Origin of the sequence: Solidesulfovibrio fructosivorans JJ], assembly GCF_000179555.1 — a bacterium.
GTDB classification, from domain to species: domain Bacteria; phylum Desulfobacterota; class Desulfovibrionia; order Desulfovibrionales; family Desulfovibrionaceae; genus Solidesulfovibrio; species Solidesulfovibrio fructosivorans.
On record NZ_AECZ01000018.1, the window covers coordinates 34,777 to 53,707 of the forward strand.

Below are 18,931 nucleotides of genomic sequence, written 5' to 3' on the forward strand. Positions count from 1 at the left end.
TACGGGGGTGGGAAACCGCTATCCCGCCCCCGGGCTTTAACCCCAAGAAGAAAGGATACGACATGCCAACCGTCGCCGCGCCACCCTCGAAGTCCGTCTCGCACCGGGCCGTCATCGCCGCCAGCCTCGCCGCCGGCACAAGCCGCGTCAGCGGCCTGCTCGACAGCCAGGACATCACCCGTACCCGGGACTGCATGGCCGCCATGGGCGCGGACTTTCATCCGCAGTCCGACGGCTCGGTCATCGTCTCCGGCACCGCCGGCCATCCCCAAGGCGGCGACGTCGAACACGACGAGCCGCAAATCCTCGACGTGGGCGAATCCGGCACCACCTGCCGCCTGCTCACCGCCGTGGCCGCCGCCGGCCGGGGCGTCTTCGAGATCCGCGGCGAGGGCCGCATGCACGACCGCCCCATCGGCGAGCTGGTCAACGCCCTGCTGCCGCTCGGCGTCGAAATCCTCTACCTCGAGAAGTCCGGCTGCCCGCCCCTGCACATGGCCTCAAACGGCCTCTCGGGCGGCACCGCCTCCATCAGCCTGGAGGACAGCTCCCAATACCTTTCCGGCCTGCTGCTGGCCGCGCCCCTGGCCGCCGCGCCGCTGACCGTCGAAATCACCGGCAACAAAACCGTGTCCTGGCCCTACGTCGCCATCACCCTGTCCACCCTGGCCGACTTCAGCGTGCCCTTCGCCGTGGAGACCCGCGACGGCGACGCCTGGGAACGCGTCGACTGGCGCACGCTCACCGACGTCATCCCCGGACAGGTGCGCTTCGCCATGCGCCCCGCCCTCTACAAGCCACGCGACTATGCCGTGGAAGGCGACTGGTCGAGCGCGTCCTACTTCCTGGCCGCCGGCGCCGTGGGCAAGGCCCCGGTCACCGTCACCGGCCTGCGCCCGGACTCGCTCCAGGGCGACCGCGCCATCTGCGACATCCTCGCCCGCATGGGCGCGCGCATCGAGGCGGGACCCGACGGCATCACCGTGCTGCCAGGCAGCCTCACCGGCCAGGACCTCGACATGGGCCGCTGCCCGGACCTCGTTCCGACCGTGGCCACGGCCGCCTGCTTCGCCAAGGGAGAAACGACCATCCGAAACGTCGCCCACCTGCGCCTCAAGGAGTCCGACCGCATCGAAGCCGTGGCCGAAAACTGCACCCAGGCCGGCGCGGTCGTCACCACCACCCCCGACGGCATGCGCATCAAGCCCCGGCCGCTGCCCACAGGGGAACGCGTCGAATTTTCCGCCTTCGGCGACCATAGGCTGGCCATGTCCGCCGCCATCTTCGAAATGGCCGGCATCGAGGTGGCCCTGGACAACCCCGCCTGCGTGGCCAAGTCGTTCCCGACGTTCTGGGAGAAATGGCGCACGTTACGGCCGTAGGGAGCGCTGGGGCGCATGCCTCCGGCGGCCAGGAGGGGCGTTGCCCCTCCTGGAACCTCCCCACCGGGAGGCCACGGGCCCCCCGGACCCCCCGATTCGGCTCTGGTCGGGCGGAAGGCCTGGCTGGCTGGCGGTCAGGCGGAGGGAGAAGATGGGGGCGGAATTTGTCGGGACGGTGCATGCCGCTTCGCGGCAAGCTCGTCCCAAGCAAATTCCGCCCCCACCACGCCGTCGCCCCTGCGGGGCGAAAGTGAAGCATAAAAGGTTGTTATGTCGAATATGAACAAAGATACGAACACCCCCACCCCGCCAAGAGTTTTTGGGGAGGGTGGGGGTCCGGGGGAGGGGACCCCTTTTTGCAAAAAGGGGTCCCCTCCCCCGGAGTCTTCCCTCCTCTCCATCGGCTCCCTCGCCCTGGTCGGGGCGCGGGGGGGGATGGGGAAGCTGATTGTCGGGAGGTGCCGGGAAGCCGGACTTACGGTTCGGGAGCTGGACCGGCCGCTGACGGACGAGAAGATCGCGGAGGGCGTTGCGGGCGCGGACATGGTGCTGGTGTCCGTGCCGGTCTACGCCACGGGCGAAGTGGCCGAAAAGGTCGCCGCGCGCATGGGGGGCAGGCAGATTCTGGCCGACGTGGGTTCGGTCAAGACGCAGCCCATCAACGACATGGTCGCGCAGTATCATGGTCCGGTGGTCGGCACGCATCCGCTTTTCGGGCCGGCTCCGGGGCCTGACGACGCGCTCCGGGTGGCGGTCATGGACGGCCGGCCGGGGGAAGATGTCTGGGCCACGCGGGCGGTTGCCGACTGGTGCCGGCGCATCGGGTTTACGCCCTTCGCCTCGGACGCCGAGGAGCACGACCGGGCGGCGGCCTATGTGCAGGGGCTCAATTTCGTCACCACCCTGGCCTATCTGGCGGCCCAGGGGGCCGGCGGCGCGGTGCAAAAGTACCTGACGCCGTCGTTTACCCGACGCCTGGTCGCGGCCGAAAAACTCATCACCAAGGACGCGGGGCTTTTCACCGCGCTTTACGAAGCCAATCCGTACAGCCATGAGGCCGTGCGCAATTTTCGCAGCTTTCTCAACCTCGCCGCCGGCGGCGACGTGGACCTGCTCGTTCGCCGCGCCGAGGCGTGGTGGACCGCCGAAACGGCAAAAAAGGACAATCCATGAGTGCGATTACGCTGAGGCAGGAAGGGACGTGGCTGCCGGCCGACGTGCAGACGCCCATAAGCCTTTTTCTCGGGCTTGTGGGGGAGAGGCCGGGCATACTGCTCGAAAGCGCCGAGGTGGACGGCCGGCTGGGCCGTTACAGCGTCATCGCCTGGGATTTCCGGCTGCGGCTGCGGCTCAAAGACGGCAAGCTCGACGTCAACGCCACGGACGACCGGCTGAAGGCCCTGGAGGGGTACAACGGCCAGGGCTTCCTGGAAGGCATGCGCGGCCTCATGGCCGACCTGCGCGTGCTGCCGCCGGAAGGCTTCAAGGACGTGCCGCCCATCACGCGGTCCCTGACCGGCTATTTCGGCTACGGCATCGCCGGCATTCTCGAGCCCAAGCTGGCCAAGGTCCTGCCGCCCGAGGAGGCGGAGTTCTGCCTGGTGCTGCCCGGCCGGGTGGTGCTGTTCGACCACGTCAAGCACCGCTGCCTGCATCTTTCCCTGGACCCCGGCAAGAAGGCCCGCATCGACTATTCCAACATCTTCGCGCCCATGAACCGGCCGGTCATCGGCAAGGTGGTCAACCGCCCCGAAGCCGAAGGCTATATGGAGGCCGTGACCAAGTGCAAGGAGATGATCCGGGCCGGGGAGTGCATCCAGACGGTGCTTTCCACGCAGTTTTCCGCGCCGTTTTCCGGCGATCCCTTCGTGGTCTACCGTCGGCTGCGCCAGGTGAACCCCTCGCCGTACATGTTCTTCATGCGCCTGCCGCGGGTGACGCTACTCGGCTCCTCGCCGGAGCTGCTCATCCGCTGCCGCGACGGCGAGCTGACCACCTGCCCCATCGCCGGGACCAGACCGCGCGGCAAGACGCCCGAGCAGGACGACAGGCTGGCCGAGGAGCTGATGGCCGACCCCAAGGAACGCGCCGAGCACGTCATGCTGGTGGACCTCGGCCGCAACGACCTGGGGCGCATGGCCGGACCGGGCACGGTCAAAGTCGAGAAGTTCATGGCCGTGGAACGCTTTTCCCACGTCATGCACATCGTGTCCTACGTGACGGCCAGGCTCAAGGACGGTCTCGACGCCCTGGACGTGCTCAAGTGCGCCTTTCCGGCCGGAACCCTTTCCGGCGCGCCCAAGGTGCGGGCCATGGAGATGATCGCCGAGCTGGAGCACAGCCTGCCGCGCGGGCCGTACGCCGGCTGCATCGGCTGGATCGGCCTGGACGAGGGACGCGTGAACCTGGACACGGGCATCACCATCCGCAGCATGTGGATACGCGACGGCATGCTGACCTGGCAGGCCGGGGCCGGCATCGTTTTCGATTCCGATCCGGCCAAGGAATGGACGGAGTGCCAGAACAAGGCCCGGGTGATCACCGAGGTGCTGGCGGCCAAGGAGGATGGCGATGTTTTTACTTATTGATAACTTCGACTCGTTCACCTTCAACGTGGTCCAGGCTTTTCAGCAACTGGGCCGCGACCCGGTGGTCAAAAAGAACGACGACCCGGAAATCCTGGAGCTGGCCTCCTCCGGCAAGCTCGACATGGTCTGCATCTCGCCCGGACCCAGCAACCCGACCAATGCCGGGTTGTGCTTGCAGTTTCTCGCGCAACTGCCAAAACAGACCCCTGTGTTCGGCGTTTGCCTGGGGCACCAGATCCTCGGGCACTTCGCCGGCGCGCCGGTCGTCGTGGCCGACCGCATCATGCACGGCAAGACGTCGGACGTGTACCACCGCGAAACGGGGCTGTTCGAAGGGCTGCCCAATCCCTTCGAGTGCTGCCGCTACCATTCGCTGGTGGTGCTCGCGGGCAAGGCTCCGGAGAAGCTGGAGATCACGGCCTGGACCGACCGAAACGAGGTGATGGGACTGCGGTATCGCGACCGGCCCTGGGTAGGGGTGCAGTTTCATCCGGAATCGGTGTTCACTCCCGACGGGATGAAGCTGATCGGGAACTTTCCGGACAAGATTCTATAAGGACGCTTGCTTGTGAACACCGTCTCCGTTCTGCTCGACAAAGCCAAGGACAGCCTGCACGCCGCGCGTCTGCTCGCCGCCGAGGGGCTCTTCGACTGCGCCATGAGCCGGACCTATTTCAGCATGCACTACGTGGCCGAAGCGTTTTTGCTGACCGTCAGGCTCGACGTGAACGACCCGCGCGACGTCATCGACGCCTTCGGCCAGCGCTTCGCCTACTCGAGCGAACTGCCGCCCATCTTCCACCGCTGGCTGGTCGAGGCCGAGCACCTGCGCAACCGCGCCGATTTCGAAACCAACCTCTGCCTGACCCCCGACGCCGTCGCCGAACAGCTCGATCGGGCCAGGGCGTTCTTCAACATGGCCCGCGAGGAAATGGAACCGTCCCTCGCCTCGCGCTAACCGCCCACGCGCCAAAGGAGCCTCATCATGGAAAAACATGTCGAATGCCTGGAACTTCTCGCCATCGGCAAGGACCTGCCCAAGGATCTGGCCACCTACGCCTTCCGGGCCATGTACACCGGCGAGATGCCGGCCTCGTGCGTGGGCGCGTTCCTGATGGGGCTCAAGACCAAGGGCGAATCCGCCGTGGAGATCGCGGCCGGCGTCACCACGGCCCTGGAAGAGGCGCGCATCGTCGGGGGGCTCACCGGAGCGCGCATCGACACCTGCGGCACCGGCGGCGACAACACATGTTCGTTTAACTGCTCCACCGCCGTGGCGCTCTACCTCGCCGCCCTGGGCCACAAGGTGGTCAAGCACGGCAACCGCGCCGTCTCCAGCTCCTGCGGCAGCGCCGACGCCGTGGAATCCCTGGGATTCACCCTGGTGGTCGAACCCGAACTGGTGGCGGCCGAGCTCGACAAGCACAACTTCGTCTTTCTCTTCGCCCCCAACTACCACCCGGCCTTCAAGCGCATCGGCCCCATCCGCAAGGAACTCGGCGTGCGCTCGCTGTTCAATCTCATGGGCCCCCTGCTCAACCCCGCCCGCCCCACCCACCAGCTCCTCGGCGTGCCCACCTCCCGCCACGTGCGGCTCATGGGCGAAGTGCTGGCCCTGACCGGCCTGTCCTGCGGCGCGGTGGTCCACGGGGCCGGCGGCTTCGACGAGCTGACGCCCTTCGGCCCGGCCGACGTGTGCTGGCTGCGCGACGGCTGGATCAAAAGCGACCGCATCGACCCGGCCGATTTCGGCATCCCGCCCCACAAGCCGTCCGACGTGGTCGTCTCCGGCCGCGACGAGGCCGTGGCCGTCCTGCGCGAGATCCTGGCCGGCAAGGGCAACGCGGCCATGCGCGACATGGTGGCGCTTAACCTCGGCTGCTCCCTGCACCTACTCGAGGATGGCCTTTCCCTCAAACAGGGCGTGGACAAGGCCCGCGACGCCGTCGCTTCCGGCATCGCCGCCAGGTTCTTCGAGGATGTGCTCCATGCTTGAGAAGTTCCGGGCCGCCCAGGCCACGGCCATAAAACGCCTCAAGGACCTCGAGGCGGCCCAGCGCCTGCCCGCGCCCTATGACGGCAAACGGCCGCCCTTTTCCGACGCCTTGCTCGCCGCCGGCCCCGTCGCCGTCATCGCCGAGTACAAACGGGCCTCGCCGTCGGCGGGCGACATCAACCTGGGGCTCGCCCCGGGCGAAGTCGCGGCCATGTACGCCGCCTCCGGGGCCGCCGCCATCTCGGTCCTGACCGAGGAGACGTACTTCAAGGGCTCCGTCGATTATCTGGAACCCATCAGCGCCGCCGGGCTCCCCATGCTGCGCAAGGACTTCCTGCTCCACCCGCTCCAGGTGGTGGAGACCGCCGCCACCAAGGCCTCGGCCCTGCTTTTGATCGTGCGCATGCTGACCGACGCGGAGCTGGCCGAGATGCTGCGCCTGACCTACGACGCCGGCCTCGAGGCCGTGGTCGAGGTCTTCGACGAGGCCGACCTGGCCCGGGCCGAGTCCGCCGGGGCGCACATCATCCAGGTCAACAGCCGCGACCTGAACACGCTGACGACCGACCTGGCCGTGGCCCGGCGCATGGCCGCCCTGAAACGTCCGGGACGCATCTGGATCGCCGCCAGCGGCATCGCCAGCCGCGCCGACGTGCTCGCCATGGCCGCCATCGGCTACAACGCCGTGCTCGTCGGCACCTCCATCATGAGCGAACCCGATCCCGGCCAGGCCCTGGCCCGGCTCACCGGAAAGGCGGACTGACATGGCCGACATCCTTGTCAAAATCTGCGGCATGACCCGCCCCGAGGACGTCCTCGGCTGCGCCGAGGCCGGAGCCGACCTGCTCGGATTCATCTTCGCCGCCAAAAGCCCGCGTTGCCTGACGGCCGCGCAGGCCGCCGCCCTGCCCCGCACCAGGGCAAAGCGCGTCGGCGTGTTCGTCGAACAGACCCTCGACGAGGTCCTGCGCATCATGGACCAAGCCGAACTCGACTTCGCCCAGCTCCACGGCGGGCAGGACGAAGCGTTCTGCCGCGCCATAGGCCCGGAGCGCGTCATCCGCGCCTTCTGGCCGAAAAGACACCCGGACACGGCCGCCCTCGTCGCCGCCATGGAACCCTTCGCGGGCGCGATTCGCTACGCGCTCCTCGACGCCGGCACCTCCGGCGGCGGCCACGGCGTGTCCCTCGACTTCGCCTCCCTGGCCCAATTTTCCCCGCCCATGCCCTGGCTCCTGGCCGGCGGCCTGGGACCCGACAACATCACCGAGGCCCTGGCCCAAGCCAACCCCCACGGGCTGGACCTCAACTCCGGCGTGGAATCCTCCCCGGGGCTCAAGGACCTCGCAAAAGTCCGGAGGTCCCTTTGGTCCGTGAAAGGGAGAGGATAAGAACCGGGGCTCTGCCCCGGACCCCGCCGGGGGGCCATGGGCCCCCCGGTCCCCCCTTCCCGCCGGCTGGCGCTTTTCCTGGCGGCATGCCGCCAGGAAAAGCGCCAGCCGGGAATAAGGGATGACCAGAGGAACCGCGTACACCTGCGGAGTCCGTTAAAAGTTTTTGAAGGGGGTCCAGGGGGAAACTTTTTAAAAAAAGTTTCCCCCTGGCCGCCGGAGGCATAACAATGCGTAAAGCGTACTTTGGAGACTTCGGGGGACAGTTTGTCCCCGAACTGCTCATGCCGCCGCTTCTGGAGCTGGAAGAGGCCATGAAGACCATCGTGCCGAGCGAGAAGTTCCAGAAGGAACTGAACGCGCTGCTGACTGATTATGTGGGCCGGCCCTCGCCGCTGTACCGCTGCCCCAACCTGTCCAAGGAGCTGGGGTTCGATCTGTGGCTCAAAAGGGAAGACCTGAACCATACCGGCGCGCACAAGATCAACAACACCATGGGCCAGGGGCTGCTGACGAAATACATGGGCAAGCAGGTGCTTCTGGCCGAGACCGGGGCCGGCCAGCACGGCGTGGCCACGGCCACGGCCGCCGCCATGTTGGGCCTTGGCTGCATCGTCTACATGGGAGCCGAGGACGTTTCCCGCCAGTCCCACAACGTCAAACGGATGAAGCTCCTTGGCGCGGAGGTCGTGCCCATCGAATCCGGCACCAAGACCCTCAAGGACGCCATCAACGCGGCGCTACGCTACTGGATCGCCGAGCAGCGCACCACGCACTACTGTTTCGGCACGGCGGCCGGGCCCCATCCCTTTCCCACGCTGGTGCGCGACTTCCAGGCCGTGATTTCCAAGGAAGCCCGGGCCCAGTGTCTGGAGAAGATGGGCCGACTGCCGGACTACGTGGTCGCCTGCGTGGGCGGCGGTTCCAACGCCATCGGCATGTTCCACCACTTCGAACCGGACGCGTCGGTCAAGCTCATCGGCGTGGAAGCCGCCGGCACGGGCGAACCGGGCTGCTATAACTCCGCGCCCATAAACCTCGGCACGCCGGGGGTGCTCCACGGCATGCACTCCATGCTCCTGCAAACCAAGGAAGGGCAGATCCAGCCTTCCCATTCCGTGTCCGCCGGCCTGGACTATCCCGGCGTCGGGCCCGAGCACGCCCATCTGGCCGCCACAGGCCGGGTGCACTACGGCATGGCCGTGGATGCCGAGGCGCTCAAGGCCTTCGAGGTCCTGTGCCACCGGGAGGGCATCATCCCGGCCCTTGAAAGCTCCCATGCCGTGGGCTGGGTGCTGACCCACGCCGCAGAGATTCCGAAAGGGTCGCAGGTGGTGGTGTGTCTGTCCGGCCGGGGCGACAAGGACCTCGGCATCATCGAAGCCTGCGAAAAAAAGGCGGGAGGCCGCGCATGAGCCAGTCCATTCTCACCACACGCATCATGGAGGCGCTGGCGGCCGGCCGCAAGGCGCTCATTCCGTTTCTGCCCGGAGGCTTTCCGGACAAGGAACGCTTTTTCGACGAACTCGACGCGCTGGATGCCGGCGGCGCGGATATCATCGAGATCGGCGTGCCCTTTTCCGACCCCGTGGCCGACGGCCCGGTGGTGGAAAAAGCCTCCCTCGATTGCCTTTTAAACGGCACCTGCCTGTCCTGGCTGCTCCACGAGCTCGAACGCCGCAAGGGCCGCTACAAGGCCGGCCTCGTGCTCATGGGCTACTACAATCCCTTTCTCCAGTACGGCCTGGAGAATCTTGCCGAGGATGCGGCGGCGGCCGGGGTGTCGGGCTTCATCGTCCCGGACCTGCCCCTGGAGGAAGCCGGCCCCATGGCCGAGACCCTGGGGAAACACGACCTGGACCTGATCCCGCTGGTCGGGCTCAACACCTCCGAGGAGCGCCTCGCCGCCTACGCGGCCCATGCCCGGGGATTCGTCTACTTCGTCTCCGTGCTCGGCACCACGGGCATGCGCGAGACGCTGCCGGCCGAAATCGCCGAGCACCTCGCCTCGGTGCGCCGCATCTTCGACGTGCCCGTGGCCCTCGGGTTCGGCATCAAATCCCCGGAACAGCTCATCCCCTTCGGCGACAGCATCGACGCCGTGGTCTTCGGCTCGGCGCTGATCGCCCACATCGAGACCGGCGGCACGGCCGCCGAATTCATGCAGCGCTGGCGCAGCTGACCGCGAATGATACGGGCGGCCGGTCTCCCGGGGAGACCGGCCCAAGGTCCCCGGCCGGTATGCGACCCGGCCGGGCGGCCGAATCCGTCGCGGGAAGCCGCCATGCACCTTCAAAACTACACCGCCTATCTCACCGCCCTGACCGCCAGTATGCTCACCCCCGGCCCGGCCATGTTGCAGGCGCTGACCCTCGGCGTGCGCCACGGCTGCCGGCCCGTCGTTTTCGTGGCCCTGGGCAACGTCTGCGCGACGCTCGTCCAGATCGTCGTCACCCTGTACGGGCTTTCGCTGCTCGGGCGCGAGCCGTGGCTGCTTCGCGCGGCAAGCCTTGCCGGCGCGGTCTACATCGCCTGGCTGGGGTTCGTCCTGTGGCGGACCGGGGCCAGACGCATCGCCCCGGACGCCGCCGGCGACCGGCCGCCGCTTGTTTCCCTCGCCCTGCAAGGCGCGGGCGTGGCCGCGGTCAACCCCAAGGCCTGGGGTTTTCTCGGCGCGCTCATGCCGCCCTTTGCCGCCGCCGGAATGCCGGCCGTGCCCGACATCGCGCTTCTGGCCGCGCCCATCTGCCTGCTCGCCTTCGGCGGCATGCTGGCCTATGCCCGGTTCGGGGCCTTCCTGGCCACGGCGCTGGCCTCGCCGCGCGCGGCAAGGCGCTTTTTCCGCACCGTGGCCGCGACGCTTTGGGCCTGCGCCGGCTACTTCGCTTTCGGATAAGGCTGGTTCCCGCCCAGGGATTGGGCTATAGCGGGGAAAACGCCAAGGATGTCCCATGCCCCAATGCGCCAAGGTGCTTTTCGTCGACGACGATCAGGCCGTGCTCGACGGCGTGCGGCGGGGGCTTTGCCGCGCCTACGACGTGGCCACGGCCCTGGGGCCTCTGGAAGGGCTGCGGGTCCTTAGCGAGAACGGCCCCTTCGCCGTGGTCGTCTCGGATCTGCGCATGCCGGGCATGGACGGGGTGACCTTCCTGCGAAAAGCCAAGGAGATCGCCCCGGAGGCCGTCCCCATCATGCTCACCGGCCACGGCGACCTGACCACGGCCATGGCCGCGGTCAACGAAGGCCATATCTTCCGCTTTCTGACCAAACCCTGCCCGACCCCCAACCTGTCGCGCGCCCTGGACGCGGCCCTTGCCCATTACCGGCTGGCGGCCACGGAAAAGGAACTCCTGCGGGTGACCCTGGAAAACGCCCGGCTCAAAGAGGATGTGGAACGCATCATGCGCCACGACCTCAAAACGCCGCTGTCCGCCATCATCAGCCTGCCCCAGGTCCTCCGCATGGCCGACAACCTCGACGACGAGCAGCGCGACATGCTCGCCCTCATCGAGGAGTCCGGCTACCTGATCCTGTCCATGGTCAACCTGTCCACGGCGCTCTACAAGATGGAACGGGACCAGTACGCGCTCGAGCCGACGGACGTGAACCTGGTCCCCATCATCGAAAAAAATTTCGGCTTCTTCGCCGACACGGCCCAAAACCGCGACCTGACCCTCGCCCTGACCGCGGACGGCGCGCCGATCCCGCCGGGGGGCGGCTTCACGGTGCGCGGGGAGGAGCTTTTATGCTTCTCCATGCTGGCCAACCTCATCACCAACGCGGTGGAGGCCTCGCCGAGGGGCGGCACGGTGTCCGTGGACCTCGGCCGCGAAGGCGGCATGGCCCGCATCGCCATCGCCAACGCCGGCCCGGTGCCCGAGTGCGTGCGCGACTGCTTTTTCGACAAGTACGCCACCGCCGGAAAGCCCAAGGGCACGGGGCTCGGCACCTACTCGGCCAAGCGCATCGCCATGGCCCACGGCGGCGACATCGCCATGGAAACCGACGGCGCGGGCACGCGCGTCACGGTGCGCCTCCCGGTCGCCTGACATTGGGCGAGCCCCAGGCTTCCCGGATCTTGCGCGCCAGCACGTCCGGGGAAAACGGCTTGACCACGTAATTGGTCACCCCGGCGCCGATGGCCGTCATGACGTGTTCCTCGTTGGCTTCGGCCGTGATCATGACCACGGGCACCTTGGCGAAACGCTCGCTTTTGCGGATGCGCTCAAGGAGCGTGAGCCCCGACATGCGCGGCATGTTCCAGTCGAGCAGCACGAGGTCCACCGGATCGCGGTTGATGATCTCCCAGGCCATTTCCCCGTCCTCGGCGTAATTGAGGTTCTTGAAGCCGAGCTGGCGCAGGATGTAGGCGATGGTCTTGCGCATGGGCTGCTGATCGTCGACAATGAGGATGGCGATGGCGGAAGGGATGTCCACGAGGCGGCTCCTTCGGGCGCGCACGCGCCACGGTGCCCCCATTCTAGGACAAAGCCGCCGCAAAAACCAAGGGGAAGAAAGGCTAGTCGCAACGGTGGCGGCTGCACGCGCCCTCGCGGATAAAAACCACCGATTCCGCGATGTTGGTGCACTGGTCGCACACGCGCTTGAGCCCGTGGGCGATGAAGCACAGCTGCACGGCCCGCTCCACCGGCCGGGCCACGTCGCGCATGTACTGCGTCATTTCCTTGAGGATGGCCACGTTGAGGTCCAGGATCTCCTCGGATTCCTCGCACAGCCGGCGGGAGACGTCCAGGTCGAGTTCGGAGAAGCACACGGCCGTGCGGGCCAGAAATTCCCGCGTGGCCTCGGCCAGTTCCTCCAGCCGCACGGGGGGGGCGATGGGCTCCTGGCCGGCCAGCAGCAGCCCGCGCTTGGCGAGGCCCACGGCCTGGTCGCCGATGCGTTCCGCGTCGCCGACGATGCGCATGCAGGCGACGATGTAGCGCAAGTCCCTGGCCACGGGCTGGTGCAGGGCGAGCAGGCGCAGGATTTCCGCGTCCAAGGAGCACTCCCGGGCGTCGATGGCCGCGTCGCCCTCGATGACGGCCCGGGCCGGTTCGGGGTCGCGGTCGAACACCGCATGCAGGGCCTTTTCAACGGCGGCCTGGGCCATGTGGAAAATCGTAAGCGTATCTGTCTTCAACTTCTCCAGATCTGCCTCGATAATCCGTTCCACGACATCCCTCCCGGATCTGCCTCGTCGAGAATGCGAGCCGAAAGCGTATACCGCCGCAACAAGACTGGCAAGAGCTTCGCCGAATTGTCACAGAACACGGCCGTTTTTCGCGCTCGGGGCGAAGGATACCCGCAGGGTACTTGCCGTCTTTTTGGTTACCTCTTGTTTTTTTGTCCGTACCGGCCGAAATTCACGCCGAGGCCTTTCTTCGAAAACCCCGCCCGACCGCGTTGCAAAGGATACCCGCATGACGTCCCCGAAAGCCGGCTCCCCGGCCATGGTCCTTGTCACTGTCTGCATCGCCCAGTTCATGGCCCCGTTCATGCTCACGGCCGTGGGCGTGGCCCTGCCTTCCCTCGGCCGCGACCTCGGCGCCACGGCCATGCAGCTCGGGCTCATCGAACAGCTCTACGTCGTGTCCCTGGCCATGGGCATGCTCGCCTTCGGGCGCTGGGGCGACATCATCGGCCAGCGCCGGGTGCTTTTGCCGGGCCTGGCCCTGTTCACCGCCCTGACCTGCTCCCTGGGATTTACCGAATCCGTGCACATGATCATGTTCCAGCGCTTTTTCCAGGGACTCGGGGCCTGCATGGTGCTGTCCGGGTCCCTGGCCCTGGTGGCGGCGGCCTATCCGCCGGAGATGCGCGGCCGCAAGATCGGCATCGTCTCGGCCTGCACCTACGCCGGGCTGTCGCTTGGCCCGGTGCTCGGCGGCTACGTCACCGGCCACTTCGGCTGGCGCTACGTGTTCCTCATGCCCGTGCCCATCGGACTGGCCGCCACGGGCATGTGCCTTTTCGGCATGAAGGAAGCGCCGAAAAACGCCTTTGGCGAGCGTATGGACTGGCGCGGCGGCATCTTCTACGCCGTCAGCGTGGCATTTCTCATGCTCGGCGCGGCCCATGCCAAGGAAATCCCCCTCGGCCCGGCCATGATCGCGGTCGGCGTGCTGGGGCTGGCCGTGTTCCTACGCCTGCAAGCCCACACCAAAAGCGCGCTGCTCGACATCAATCTCCTGACCAGAAACCGCTTTTTCACGCTGAGCTGCCTGGCCGCCCTCGGCAACTACGCCGCCACCTTCGGCATCACCTTCATGATGAGCCTGTACCTGCAGTACGCCAAGGGCCTGCCGCCGCGCCTGGCCGGGCTGGTGCTGCTGTCCCAGCCGGTGCTCCAGGTGATCGCCTCGCCCGTCGCCGGCCGGCTGACCGAGCGTTTCGCCGCGGCGACGCTTGCCACCGTGGGCATGCTGGTCAGTTCCGCCGGCCTGCTGGTCGCGGCCGCGACCATCGGCATGGACACGCCGCTGTGGCTGCTCATCACGGAACTGGCGGTCATCGGCGCGGGCTTCGGCATCTTCATCACCCCCAACTCCACGGCCATCATGGGCAGCGTGCAAAAGCGCCAGTTCGGGCTGGCCTCGGGCATGATCGCCGCCATGCGCACTTTCGGCATGGCCGTGTCCATGACCAGCGTGACGCTCATCTTCTCGCTGCTCATGGGCGACGCCATCATCACCGCCGACACGCTGCCGGCCTTTCTGTCCAGCATGCGGGTGGGGCTGGTCGCCTTTGCCGTGTTCTCGTGCCTGGGGGTGATCCTGTCGTTTTGGCGGGGGAAAAAGAGCCTGCGCTAGCGGCCGCCCCGCCACTGCCCGCAAGGGCGGAGAGGGGAGCGGCCCCCCGGGCCGGGGCCGTTGACAAGGCCGCCGTCCCCGGGCATTTGTACGCTTGAGGTCTCTTCCGATATCCAAGCGAATTCCGTAACTATGTTGTCGGCCGGGAAGCTTCGGAAACAACCGTTTCATCCTGTACTGCCCGAGGGCGTCCTTGCTGTCTTCAGGGCGATGCCGAGGAACCATGCGGCCAGCAGAGCCGGACGCCCATACGACGAAATCCAGCGCGTCGATCCTCTGGCCGGGGGTCCTGCTGTCTCTCGCCCTGAGTCTCGGCTGCGCCGTCGGGTTGTACGCCCTGCGCCTTGGCGAGCTGCGTGAAGTGCACAAGGACCTGGCCCGCCTGTCCCTCGTCCTGGCGGGCCAAACCGGGTTGGCCTTTCAGGAAATCGACTTCGTCCTGACGGATACGCGAACGCTCCTGACGCCCGAACGGCTGGCCTCGCCGCCGACGGACGAGGCCCTGCACCGGCTGCTGCACGACCGCTTCCGCGGCCTGCTGCAGGGGCAGGCGCTGCTGCTGTTCGGTGCGGACGGCACGATGCTCGCCCACTCGCGCGTCTTTCCCACTCCCCCTGTCCACGTCGGAGACCGGGACTATTTCCGCGCCCAAAAGCACGCCACAACGGATGCCCTGTTCATTTCCGCGCCGCTGCGAAACCGGGTCAACCACAACTGGATGATCAGCCTTTCCCGGCGTCTGACCACCCCGGACGGCGGTTTCGCCGGCGTCCTCATGGCCGCCGTGGAAATGCGGTACTTCACGCGTCTCTACCATGCCCTCGAATTGCCGCCCAGCGCCCGCATCGCCTTGCAACGGGCCGACGGCACCCTGCTTGCCACCTATCCCTTCGACGACACCCTGCTCGGCCGCGTCGAACCGCCCTGTCGCGACGGTTCCGGACGCATCAGCGCCGGCAGCCCCGTTCCCGGCCTGCCCATGTCGGTATGCCTGTCGCTGCCCCTGTCCACGGTACTGCGGCGATGGCACGGGCTGGCCTGGATGATCGGCCTGGGGACCCTGGCGGCGGTGGTCGGCATCGGCGTCCTGACCGGGGCGCTGGCCATCCGGGTCCGTCGCGACCGGCTGGCGGCGAAGCGGCAGCAACGCCGGCTCGAAGAGCTGGTCGCCCTGCGCACGGCCGACCTCCAGCAATTGCTGGCATTCAACGAAACCATCCTGGAGACATCCCCGGTCGGCATCGGGGTCTATCACCAAGACGGGCAGTGCATCTCGGTCAACGACAGCTTCTGCCGGATTATCGGCGGCGACAAGGAAGCCCTCCAGAGCCTCAACTTCCGCCATCTGGACTCCTGGCGGGAGGCCGGGATGCTGGATCACGCCGTCGCGACCCTCGAAACCGGCGCGCCATCGCACCTGGAATGCCGGACGGTCACGTCGTTTCACAAGGACATCTGGATCGAATGCCACTTCGTCCGGTTCGTGCGCGACGGAATCGACCATCTGCTGTTGCTGCTCGCCGACATCACGGAGCGCAAGCAGGTCGAGGCCGCGCTGCGCAATGCCAAGCGCGTGGCCGAAACCGCCAATGTCGCCAAGTCGGAATTCCTGGCCAACATGAGCCATGAGATCCGCACGCCCTTAAACGGCGTCCTGGGCATGCTCCAGCTGATGCGCACGACCTCCCTCGACGCGGAGCAGCGCGAATACCTCGCAGCCGCCATCCTCTCCACCCAGCGCCTGACGGGCCTGCTTTCCGACATCCTCGACCTTTCCCGGATCGAGGCGGGCAAGCTGACGCTCCAGGAAGCGGATTTCAAGGTGGCCGACCTCAAGGCCTCCATCCTGGAAGTGTTTTCCCTGGTGGCCAGAAACAAGGGCCTGCGCCTGGAGTTTTCCACCGACGCCGCCATGCCGGCGCGACTGGCCGGCGACGAGACGCGCATCCGGCAGATCCTGTTCAATCTGGTCGGCAACGCCCTGAAGTTCACCACGACGGGCGGCGTCGACGTTGCGGCCTTCGCCCTGCCGCCCCGCGCCGACGGACGGCTGCCCGTGGTCTTTTCCGTGCGGGATACGGGCGTCGGCATCCCCGACGCGCGGCTGGCGGACATCGTCGAACCCTTTGTCCAGGGACTGGGCGCGCCCTATGCCCCGCGGGAGGGCGCCGGGCTCGGGCTTTCCATCGTGCGCCGGCTGGTGCGGATGATGGGCGGCGAACTGGCCATCGACAACCGGGAAGGCGGCGGCACGACGATCTATTGCGCCCTGCCCTTGCGCGCGGCGCAAAAGGACGCGCCGGACGAAACGCCGCCGGCCCGCGCGGCAGCGGACTCCACGGATCGTTTCCGGATACTGCTGGCTGAGGATGAGGCCATAAACCGCCTTGCCGCCCAAAAGATGCTGGAAAAGGCAGGCTATGCGGTGACGCCGGCCGGAAGCGGGGAGGAAATCCTGCGGCTCTTGGCCGAACGACCTTTCGACTGCATCCTGATGGACATCCGCATGCCCGGAAAAAACGGCCTGGAAGTCACCCGGGAGATCCGGCATTCCCCCCGGCTCGGCCCCATGGCCGCCATCCCCATCATCGCGGTGACCGCCTACGCCATGAGCGGCGACCGGGAGAAATTCCTGGCCGCGGGCATGGACGGCTACGTCTCCAAGCCCATCGACATCGCCCATCTCATGGAGGAGCTCAAGCGAATCATGTCCGACCGGAAGAGGCCGGAGGGGAACTGACGCCGCCCCCGGCACAGGGCCCCGCCGCAAGCGGGAACCCTGCACGGGCGGACGCCGGACCATCCCGAGACGGCCCGGGGGGGCTACTTGTAGTAGATCTTGATCTCGTTGGTGCCGGGCATATCGTTGCCGGGCGTGGGACGGCCGGCGGTGATCACCACCGGATCGCCGGGCTTGATGTCCGGACAGTTCTGCACGAAGGCCTCCACCCGGGCCATGTGGTCGCCGCTGGTCGCCTCCAGCAGGCGCGGGTGCACCCCCCAGGCGAAATTGAGAAAATGCATCACCCGGGAATCCGGCGTCACGCCGTAGATGGACTGGCGCGGCCGGCGGCTCGAAGTCAGGCGGACGTTGGTGCCGCTGACCGAATGGCAGACGATGGCGTCGGCCTCCATGTTGTCCGCGATCAGGCAGGCCGAATAGGCCACGAACTTGCCGGGATTTTTCTCCCGCTTCGGCGCGTAGGGCGAAGGGATGCGCTCCAGGTAGTATTTGAGGGCGTTGTCCGAAATCTGGCGCATCACCTTGACCGTTTCCACCACATGGTCGCCCACGGCCGTCTCTTCCGAGAGCATCACGCAATCGGCCCCGTCCAGGATGGCGTTGGCCACGTCCGTGGACTCGGCCCGGGTCGGGATGGGATTTTTGACCATGGAAAGGAGCATCTGGGTGGCCACGATGACCGGCCGCTGGGCATGGCGGCAGGCCCGGATGATCTTTTTCTGCAGGATCGGCAGTTCCGGGATGGGGCATTCGAGGCCGAGGTCGCCGCGCGCCACCATGACCGCGTCGGTGAGCTTCAAAATCGCGTCCAGGTTTTCCACCGCGTTCTGGCGCTCGAGCTTGGACACCACAGGCACCCATACGCCGTGCTTTTTTATCTCCTCCTTGGTCATGGCCACATCTTCGGCGTTTTGCACGAAGGAGATGGCCAGCGCGTCGACGCCCACGTCGATGCCCTCGTGGAGGTCCTTGACGTCCTTGGCGGTCAGGGCCGGCAAGGCGTGGTGCTTGCCCGGAAAGGCGATGCCCTTGTTGGAGGAGAGAAGTCCGGCGTTTTGCGCCTCCATGGCGTAGAGCCGGTCGGCCTTGACCTCCCGGGTGACGCGGAACTGGAGCAGCCCGTCGCTCAGGTTGACCGGCATGCCGACCCGCAGGCCGGCGAGCAATTCGGGCATGTCGAGGGAGACGAACACCCGGTCGTCATGGGCCGGATCGGGCCGTTCGTCGGGAAGTCCGAGCAGCAGGCTTTCGCCCTTGTTGACGCTTCGCGGCGAATCCGCCACCTCGCCGATGCGGGTCTTGGGGCCGCACAGGTCGCCGAGGGCTGTCAGCGGGATGCCGAATTCGCTTTCCAGGCTACGGATATTTTTGATGATCGGTTCGAAATAGGCGGCATCGGCATGAGAGAAGTTGAGACGGAAAATGCGGACCCCGTGACGTACCATCTCGCGCATGGTGTCGAGCGCGATGGACGCGGGGCCGAGCGTGGCCACGATCTTGGTATGCATGCTTGCCTCCAGGCATGTCCGGCCCGCCTCCCCCCGCGATAGACGGGAAAAAGCGGATGCATGCCGGACGGGTTTGGGATAAGACTACCCCCGGCTGGTTGCCGTTTCACGACGTATCCTTATCTACTGGGAATGGTTGTCAAGGACAAGGCCGAAGCCACGTTCAAGGAGGGAAGCCCCCATGGGCAGCGACGCGCAAAAAAAGGAAAGCCCCTGCGGCTGCAATAACGCTCACTCGGACCGGGAATCCTGTTTTCCGCCCGTGTCCTTCATCACCTTCGTCCTGTCCCTGGCCCAGTCGGCCATGGTGCTCATGGGCGAAGCCCCGGACCCGGACACCGGCGAATACATGCAGAACCTCCCCCAGGCCAAGCACACCATCGACATCCTGGCCATGCTCGCCTGCAAGACGCGCGGCAACCTCACCGGCGAGGAGCACAAGGTGCTCGACAACATCCTGTGCGAACTGCGCATGGCCTTCGTGAAAAAACAGTAAACGCCCCGGGAGACC

Annotated in this window: 18 protein-coding genes; 15 read left to right on the top strand and 3 right to left on the bottom strand. The window is 66.8% G+C overall.

What is annotated here, in order from left to right; all coding sequences use genetic code 11:
* The first annotated feature begins 62 nt into the window (after positions 1-62).
* From aroA to DESFRDRAFT_RS13200, 12 genes are all read left to right on the top strand, one after another.
* Positions 63-1,382, top strand: coding sequence for a 3-phosphoshikimate 1-carboxyvinyltransferase (gene aroA, locus DESFRDRAFT_RS13145; RefSeq protein ID WP_005994638.1), 1,320 nt, complete (start codon positions 63-65; stop codon positions 1,380-1,382).
* A 270-nt stretch (positions 1,383-1,652) separates the two neighbouring features.
* Positions 1,653-2,555: a prephenate dehydrogenase gene (locus DESFRDRAFT_RS13150; protein ID WP_005994640.1), complete on the top strand. Its 903-nt coding sequence runs from the start codon at positions 1,653-1,655 to the stop codon at positions 2,553-2,555.
* The gene (locus DESFRDRAFT_RS13155; protein ID WP_005994642.1) at positions 2,552-3,970 is read left to right on the top strand and encodes an anthranilate synthase component I family protein; all 1,419 of its coding nucleotides are present in this window, start codon (positions 2,552-2,554) and stop codon (positions 3,968-3,970) included. The genes DESFRDRAFT_RS13150 and DESFRDRAFT_RS13155 overlap by 4 nt, the downstream gene beginning before the upstream one ends.
* On the top strand, positions 3,954-4,526 hold the full coding sequence (locus DESFRDRAFT_RS13160) for an anthranilate synthase component II (protein ID WP_005994644.1): 573 nt from the start codon (positions 3,954-3,956) through the stop codon (positions 4,524-4,526). Before DESFRDRAFT_RS13155 ends, DESFRDRAFT_RS13160 begins: the two co-directional genes overlap by 17 nt.
* Before the next feature lie 12 nt (positions 4,527-4,538).
* Positions 4,539-4,928 carry a HEPN domain-containing protein gene (locus DESFRDRAFT_RS13165; RefSeq protein ID WP_005994646.1) on the top strand — a complete coding sequence of 130 codons (390 nt, stop codon included), beginning with the start codon at positions 4,539-4,541 and terminating at the stop codon, positions 4,926-4,928.
* A 27-nt stretch (positions 4,929-4,955) separates the two neighbouring features.
* Positions 4,956-5,966: an anthranilate phosphoribosyltransferase gene (gene trpD, locus DESFRDRAFT_RS13170; RefSeq protein WP_005994647.1), complete on the top strand. Its 1,011-nt coding sequence runs from the start codon at positions 4,956-4,958 to the stop codon at positions 5,964-5,966.
* Positions 5,959-6,729 (top strand): indole-3-glycerol-phosphate synthase, encoded by a 771-nt coding sequence (locus tag DESFRDRAFT_RS13175; protein WP_005994648.1) that lies wholly within the window; start codon positions 5,959-5,961, stop codon positions 6,727-6,729. The genes trpD and DESFRDRAFT_RS13175 overlap by 8 nt, the downstream gene beginning before the upstream one ends.
* A 1-nt stretch (position 6,730) precedes the next feature.
* A complete protein-coding gene (locus DESFRDRAFT_RS13180; protein WP_005994649.1) occupies positions 6,731-7,357 on the top strand; it encodes a phosphoribosylanthranilate isomerase in 627 nt (208 codons plus the stop codon).
* 230 nt (positions 7,358-7,587) lie between these two features.
* On the top strand, positions 7,588-8,772 hold the full coding sequence (gene trpB, locus DESFRDRAFT_RS13185; RefSeq protein ID WP_005994650.1) for a tryptophan synthase subunit beta: 1,185 nt from the start codon (positions 7,588-7,590) through the stop codon (positions 8,770-8,772).
* Positions 8,769-9,539, top strand: coding sequence for a tryptophan synthase subunit alpha (gene trpA / locus DESFRDRAFT_RS13190; protein ID WP_005994651.1), 771 nt, complete (start codon positions 8,769-8,771; stop codon positions 9,537-9,539). Before trpB ends, trpA begins: the two co-directional genes overlap by 4 nt.
* 102 nt (positions 9,540-9,641) lie before the next feature.
* Positions 9,642-10,253, top strand: a complete 612-nt coding sequence (locus DESFRDRAFT_RS13195) for a LysE family translocator (protein WP_005994652.1) — start codon at positions 9,642-9,644, stop codon at positions 10,251-10,253.
* Between the two features lie 55 nt (positions 10,254-10,308).
* Entirely contained in the window at positions 10,309-11,406 is a 1,098-nt protein-coding gene (locus DESFRDRAFT_RS13200; RefSeq protein ID WP_005994653.1) for a hybrid sensor histidine kinase/response regulator, read from the top strand.
* Here the strand turns inward: DESFRDRAFT_RS13200 and DESFRDRAFT_RS13205 are convergent.
* A complete protein-coding gene (locus DESFRDRAFT_RS13205) occupies positions 11,381-11,794 on the bottom strand; it encodes a response regulator (protein WP_005994654.1) in 414 nt (137 codons plus the stop codon). The genes DESFRDRAFT_RS13200 and DESFRDRAFT_RS13205 overlap by 26 nt on opposite strands.
* 82 nt (positions 11,795-11,876) lie before the next feature.
* Positions 11,877-12,533: a phosphate signaling complex protein PhoU gene (phoU, locus tag DESFRDRAFT_RS13210; protein WP_005994656.1), complete on the bottom strand. Its 657-nt coding sequence runs from the start codon at positions 12,531-12,533 to the stop codon at positions 11,877-11,879.
* Positions 12,534-12,780: 247 nt separating this feature from the next.
* Between phoU and DESFRDRAFT_RS13215 the strand changes: the two genes are divergently transcribed.
* Both DESFRDRAFT_RS13215 and DESFRDRAFT_RS13220 read left to right on the top strand, forming a co-directional pair.
* On the top strand, positions 12,781-14,169 hold the full coding sequence (locus tag DESFRDRAFT_RS13215; protein ID WP_005994657.1) for an MFS transporter: 1,389 nt from the start codon (positions 12,781-12,783) through the stop codon (positions 14,167-14,169).
* Positions 14,170-14,392: 223 nt separating this feature from the next.
* Positions 14,393-16,909: a response regulator gene (locus tag DESFRDRAFT_RS13220; protein ID WP_005994658.1), complete on the top strand. Its 2,517-nt coding sequence runs from the start codon at positions 14,393-14,395 to the stop codon at positions 16,907-16,909.
* An 83-nt stretch (positions 16,910-16,992) separates the two neighbouring features.
* Here DESFRDRAFT_RS13220 and pyk read toward each other — a convergent pair whose 3' ends face one another.
* Positions 16,993-18,420, bottom strand: coding sequence for a pyruvate kinase (pyk, locus tag DESFRDRAFT_RS13225; RefSeq protein WP_005994659.1), 1,428 nt, complete (start codon positions 18,418-18,420; stop codon positions 16,993-16,995).
* Positions 18,421-18,601: 181 nt separating this feature from the next.
* Between pyk and DESFRDRAFT_RS13230 the strand changes: the two genes are divergently transcribed.
* The gene (locus DESFRDRAFT_RS13230; protein WP_005994660.1) at positions 18,602-18,916 is read left to right on the top strand and encodes a DUF1844 domain-containing protein; all 315 of its coding nucleotides are present in this window, start codon (positions 18,602-18,604) and stop codon (positions 18,914-18,916) included.
* Positions 18,917-18,931: the final 15 nt, after the last annotated feature.

Excerpts from the sequence above, each read along its gene's own strand:
- trpA (WP_005994651.1), top strand. The coding sequence starts at position 8,769 with ATGAGCCAGTCCATTCTCACCACACGCATCATGGAGGCGCTGGCGGCC.
- DESFRDRAFT_RS13155 (WP_005994642.1), top strand. The coding sequence starts at position 2,552 with ATGAGTGCGATTACGCTGAGGCAGGAAGGGACGTGGCTGCCGGCCGAC.
- DESFRDRAFT_RS13195 (WP_005994652.1), top strand. The coding sequence starts at position 9,642 with ATGCACCTTCAAAACTACACCGCCTATCTCACCGCCCTGACCGCCAGT.
- DESFRDRAFT_RS13160 (WP_005994644.1), top strand. The coding sequence starts at position 3,954 with ATGTTTTTACTTATTGATAACTTCGACTCGTTCACCTTCAACGTGGTC.
- DESFRDRAFT_RS13215 (WP_005994657.1), top strand. The coding sequence starts at position 12,781 with ATGACGTCCCCGAAAGCCGGCTCCCCGGCCATGGTCCTTGTCACTGTC.
- trpB (WP_005994650.1), top strand. The coding sequence starts at position 7,588 with ATGCGTAAAGCGTACTTTGGAGACTTCGGGGGACAGTTTGTCCCCGAA.
- DESFRDRAFT_RS13220 (WP_005994658.1), top strand. The coding sequence starts at position 14,393 with ATGCGGCCAGCAGAGCCGGACGCCCATACGACGAAATCCAGCGCGTCG.
- DESFRDRAFT_RS13200 (WP_005994653.1), top strand. The coding sequence starts at position 10,309 with ATGCCCCAATGCGCCAAGGTGCTTTTCGTCGACGACGATCAGGCCGTG.
- DESFRDRAFT_RS13180 (WP_005994649.1), top strand. The coding sequence starts at position 6,731 with ATGGCCGACATCCTTGTCAAAATCTGCGGCATGACCCGCCCCGAGGAC.
- pyk (WP_005994659.1), bottom strand. The coding sequence starts at position 18,420 with ATGCATACCAAGATCGTGGCCACGCTCGGCCCCGCGTCCATCGCGCTC.
- aroA (WP_005994638.1), top strand. The coding sequence starts at position 63 with ATGCCAACCGTCGCCGCGCCACCCTCGAAGTCCGTCTCGCACCGGGCC.
- DESFRDRAFT_RS13230 (WP_005994660.1), top strand. The coding sequence starts at position 18,602 with ATGGGCAGCGACGCGCAAAAAAAGGAAAGCCCCTGCGGCTGCAATAAC.
- DESFRDRAFT_RS13175 (WP_005994648.1), top strand. The coding sequence starts at position 5,959 with ATGCTTGAGAAGTTCCGGGCCGCCCAGGCCACGGCCATAAAACGCCTC.
- trpD (WP_005994647.1), top strand. The coding sequence starts at position 4,956 with ATGGAAAAACATGTCGAATGCCTGGAACTTCTCGCCATCGGCAAGGAC.
- DESFRDRAFT_RS13150 (WP_005994640.1), top strand. The coding sequence starts at position 1,653 with ATGTCGAATATGAACAAAGATACGAACACCCCCACCCCGCCAAGAGTT.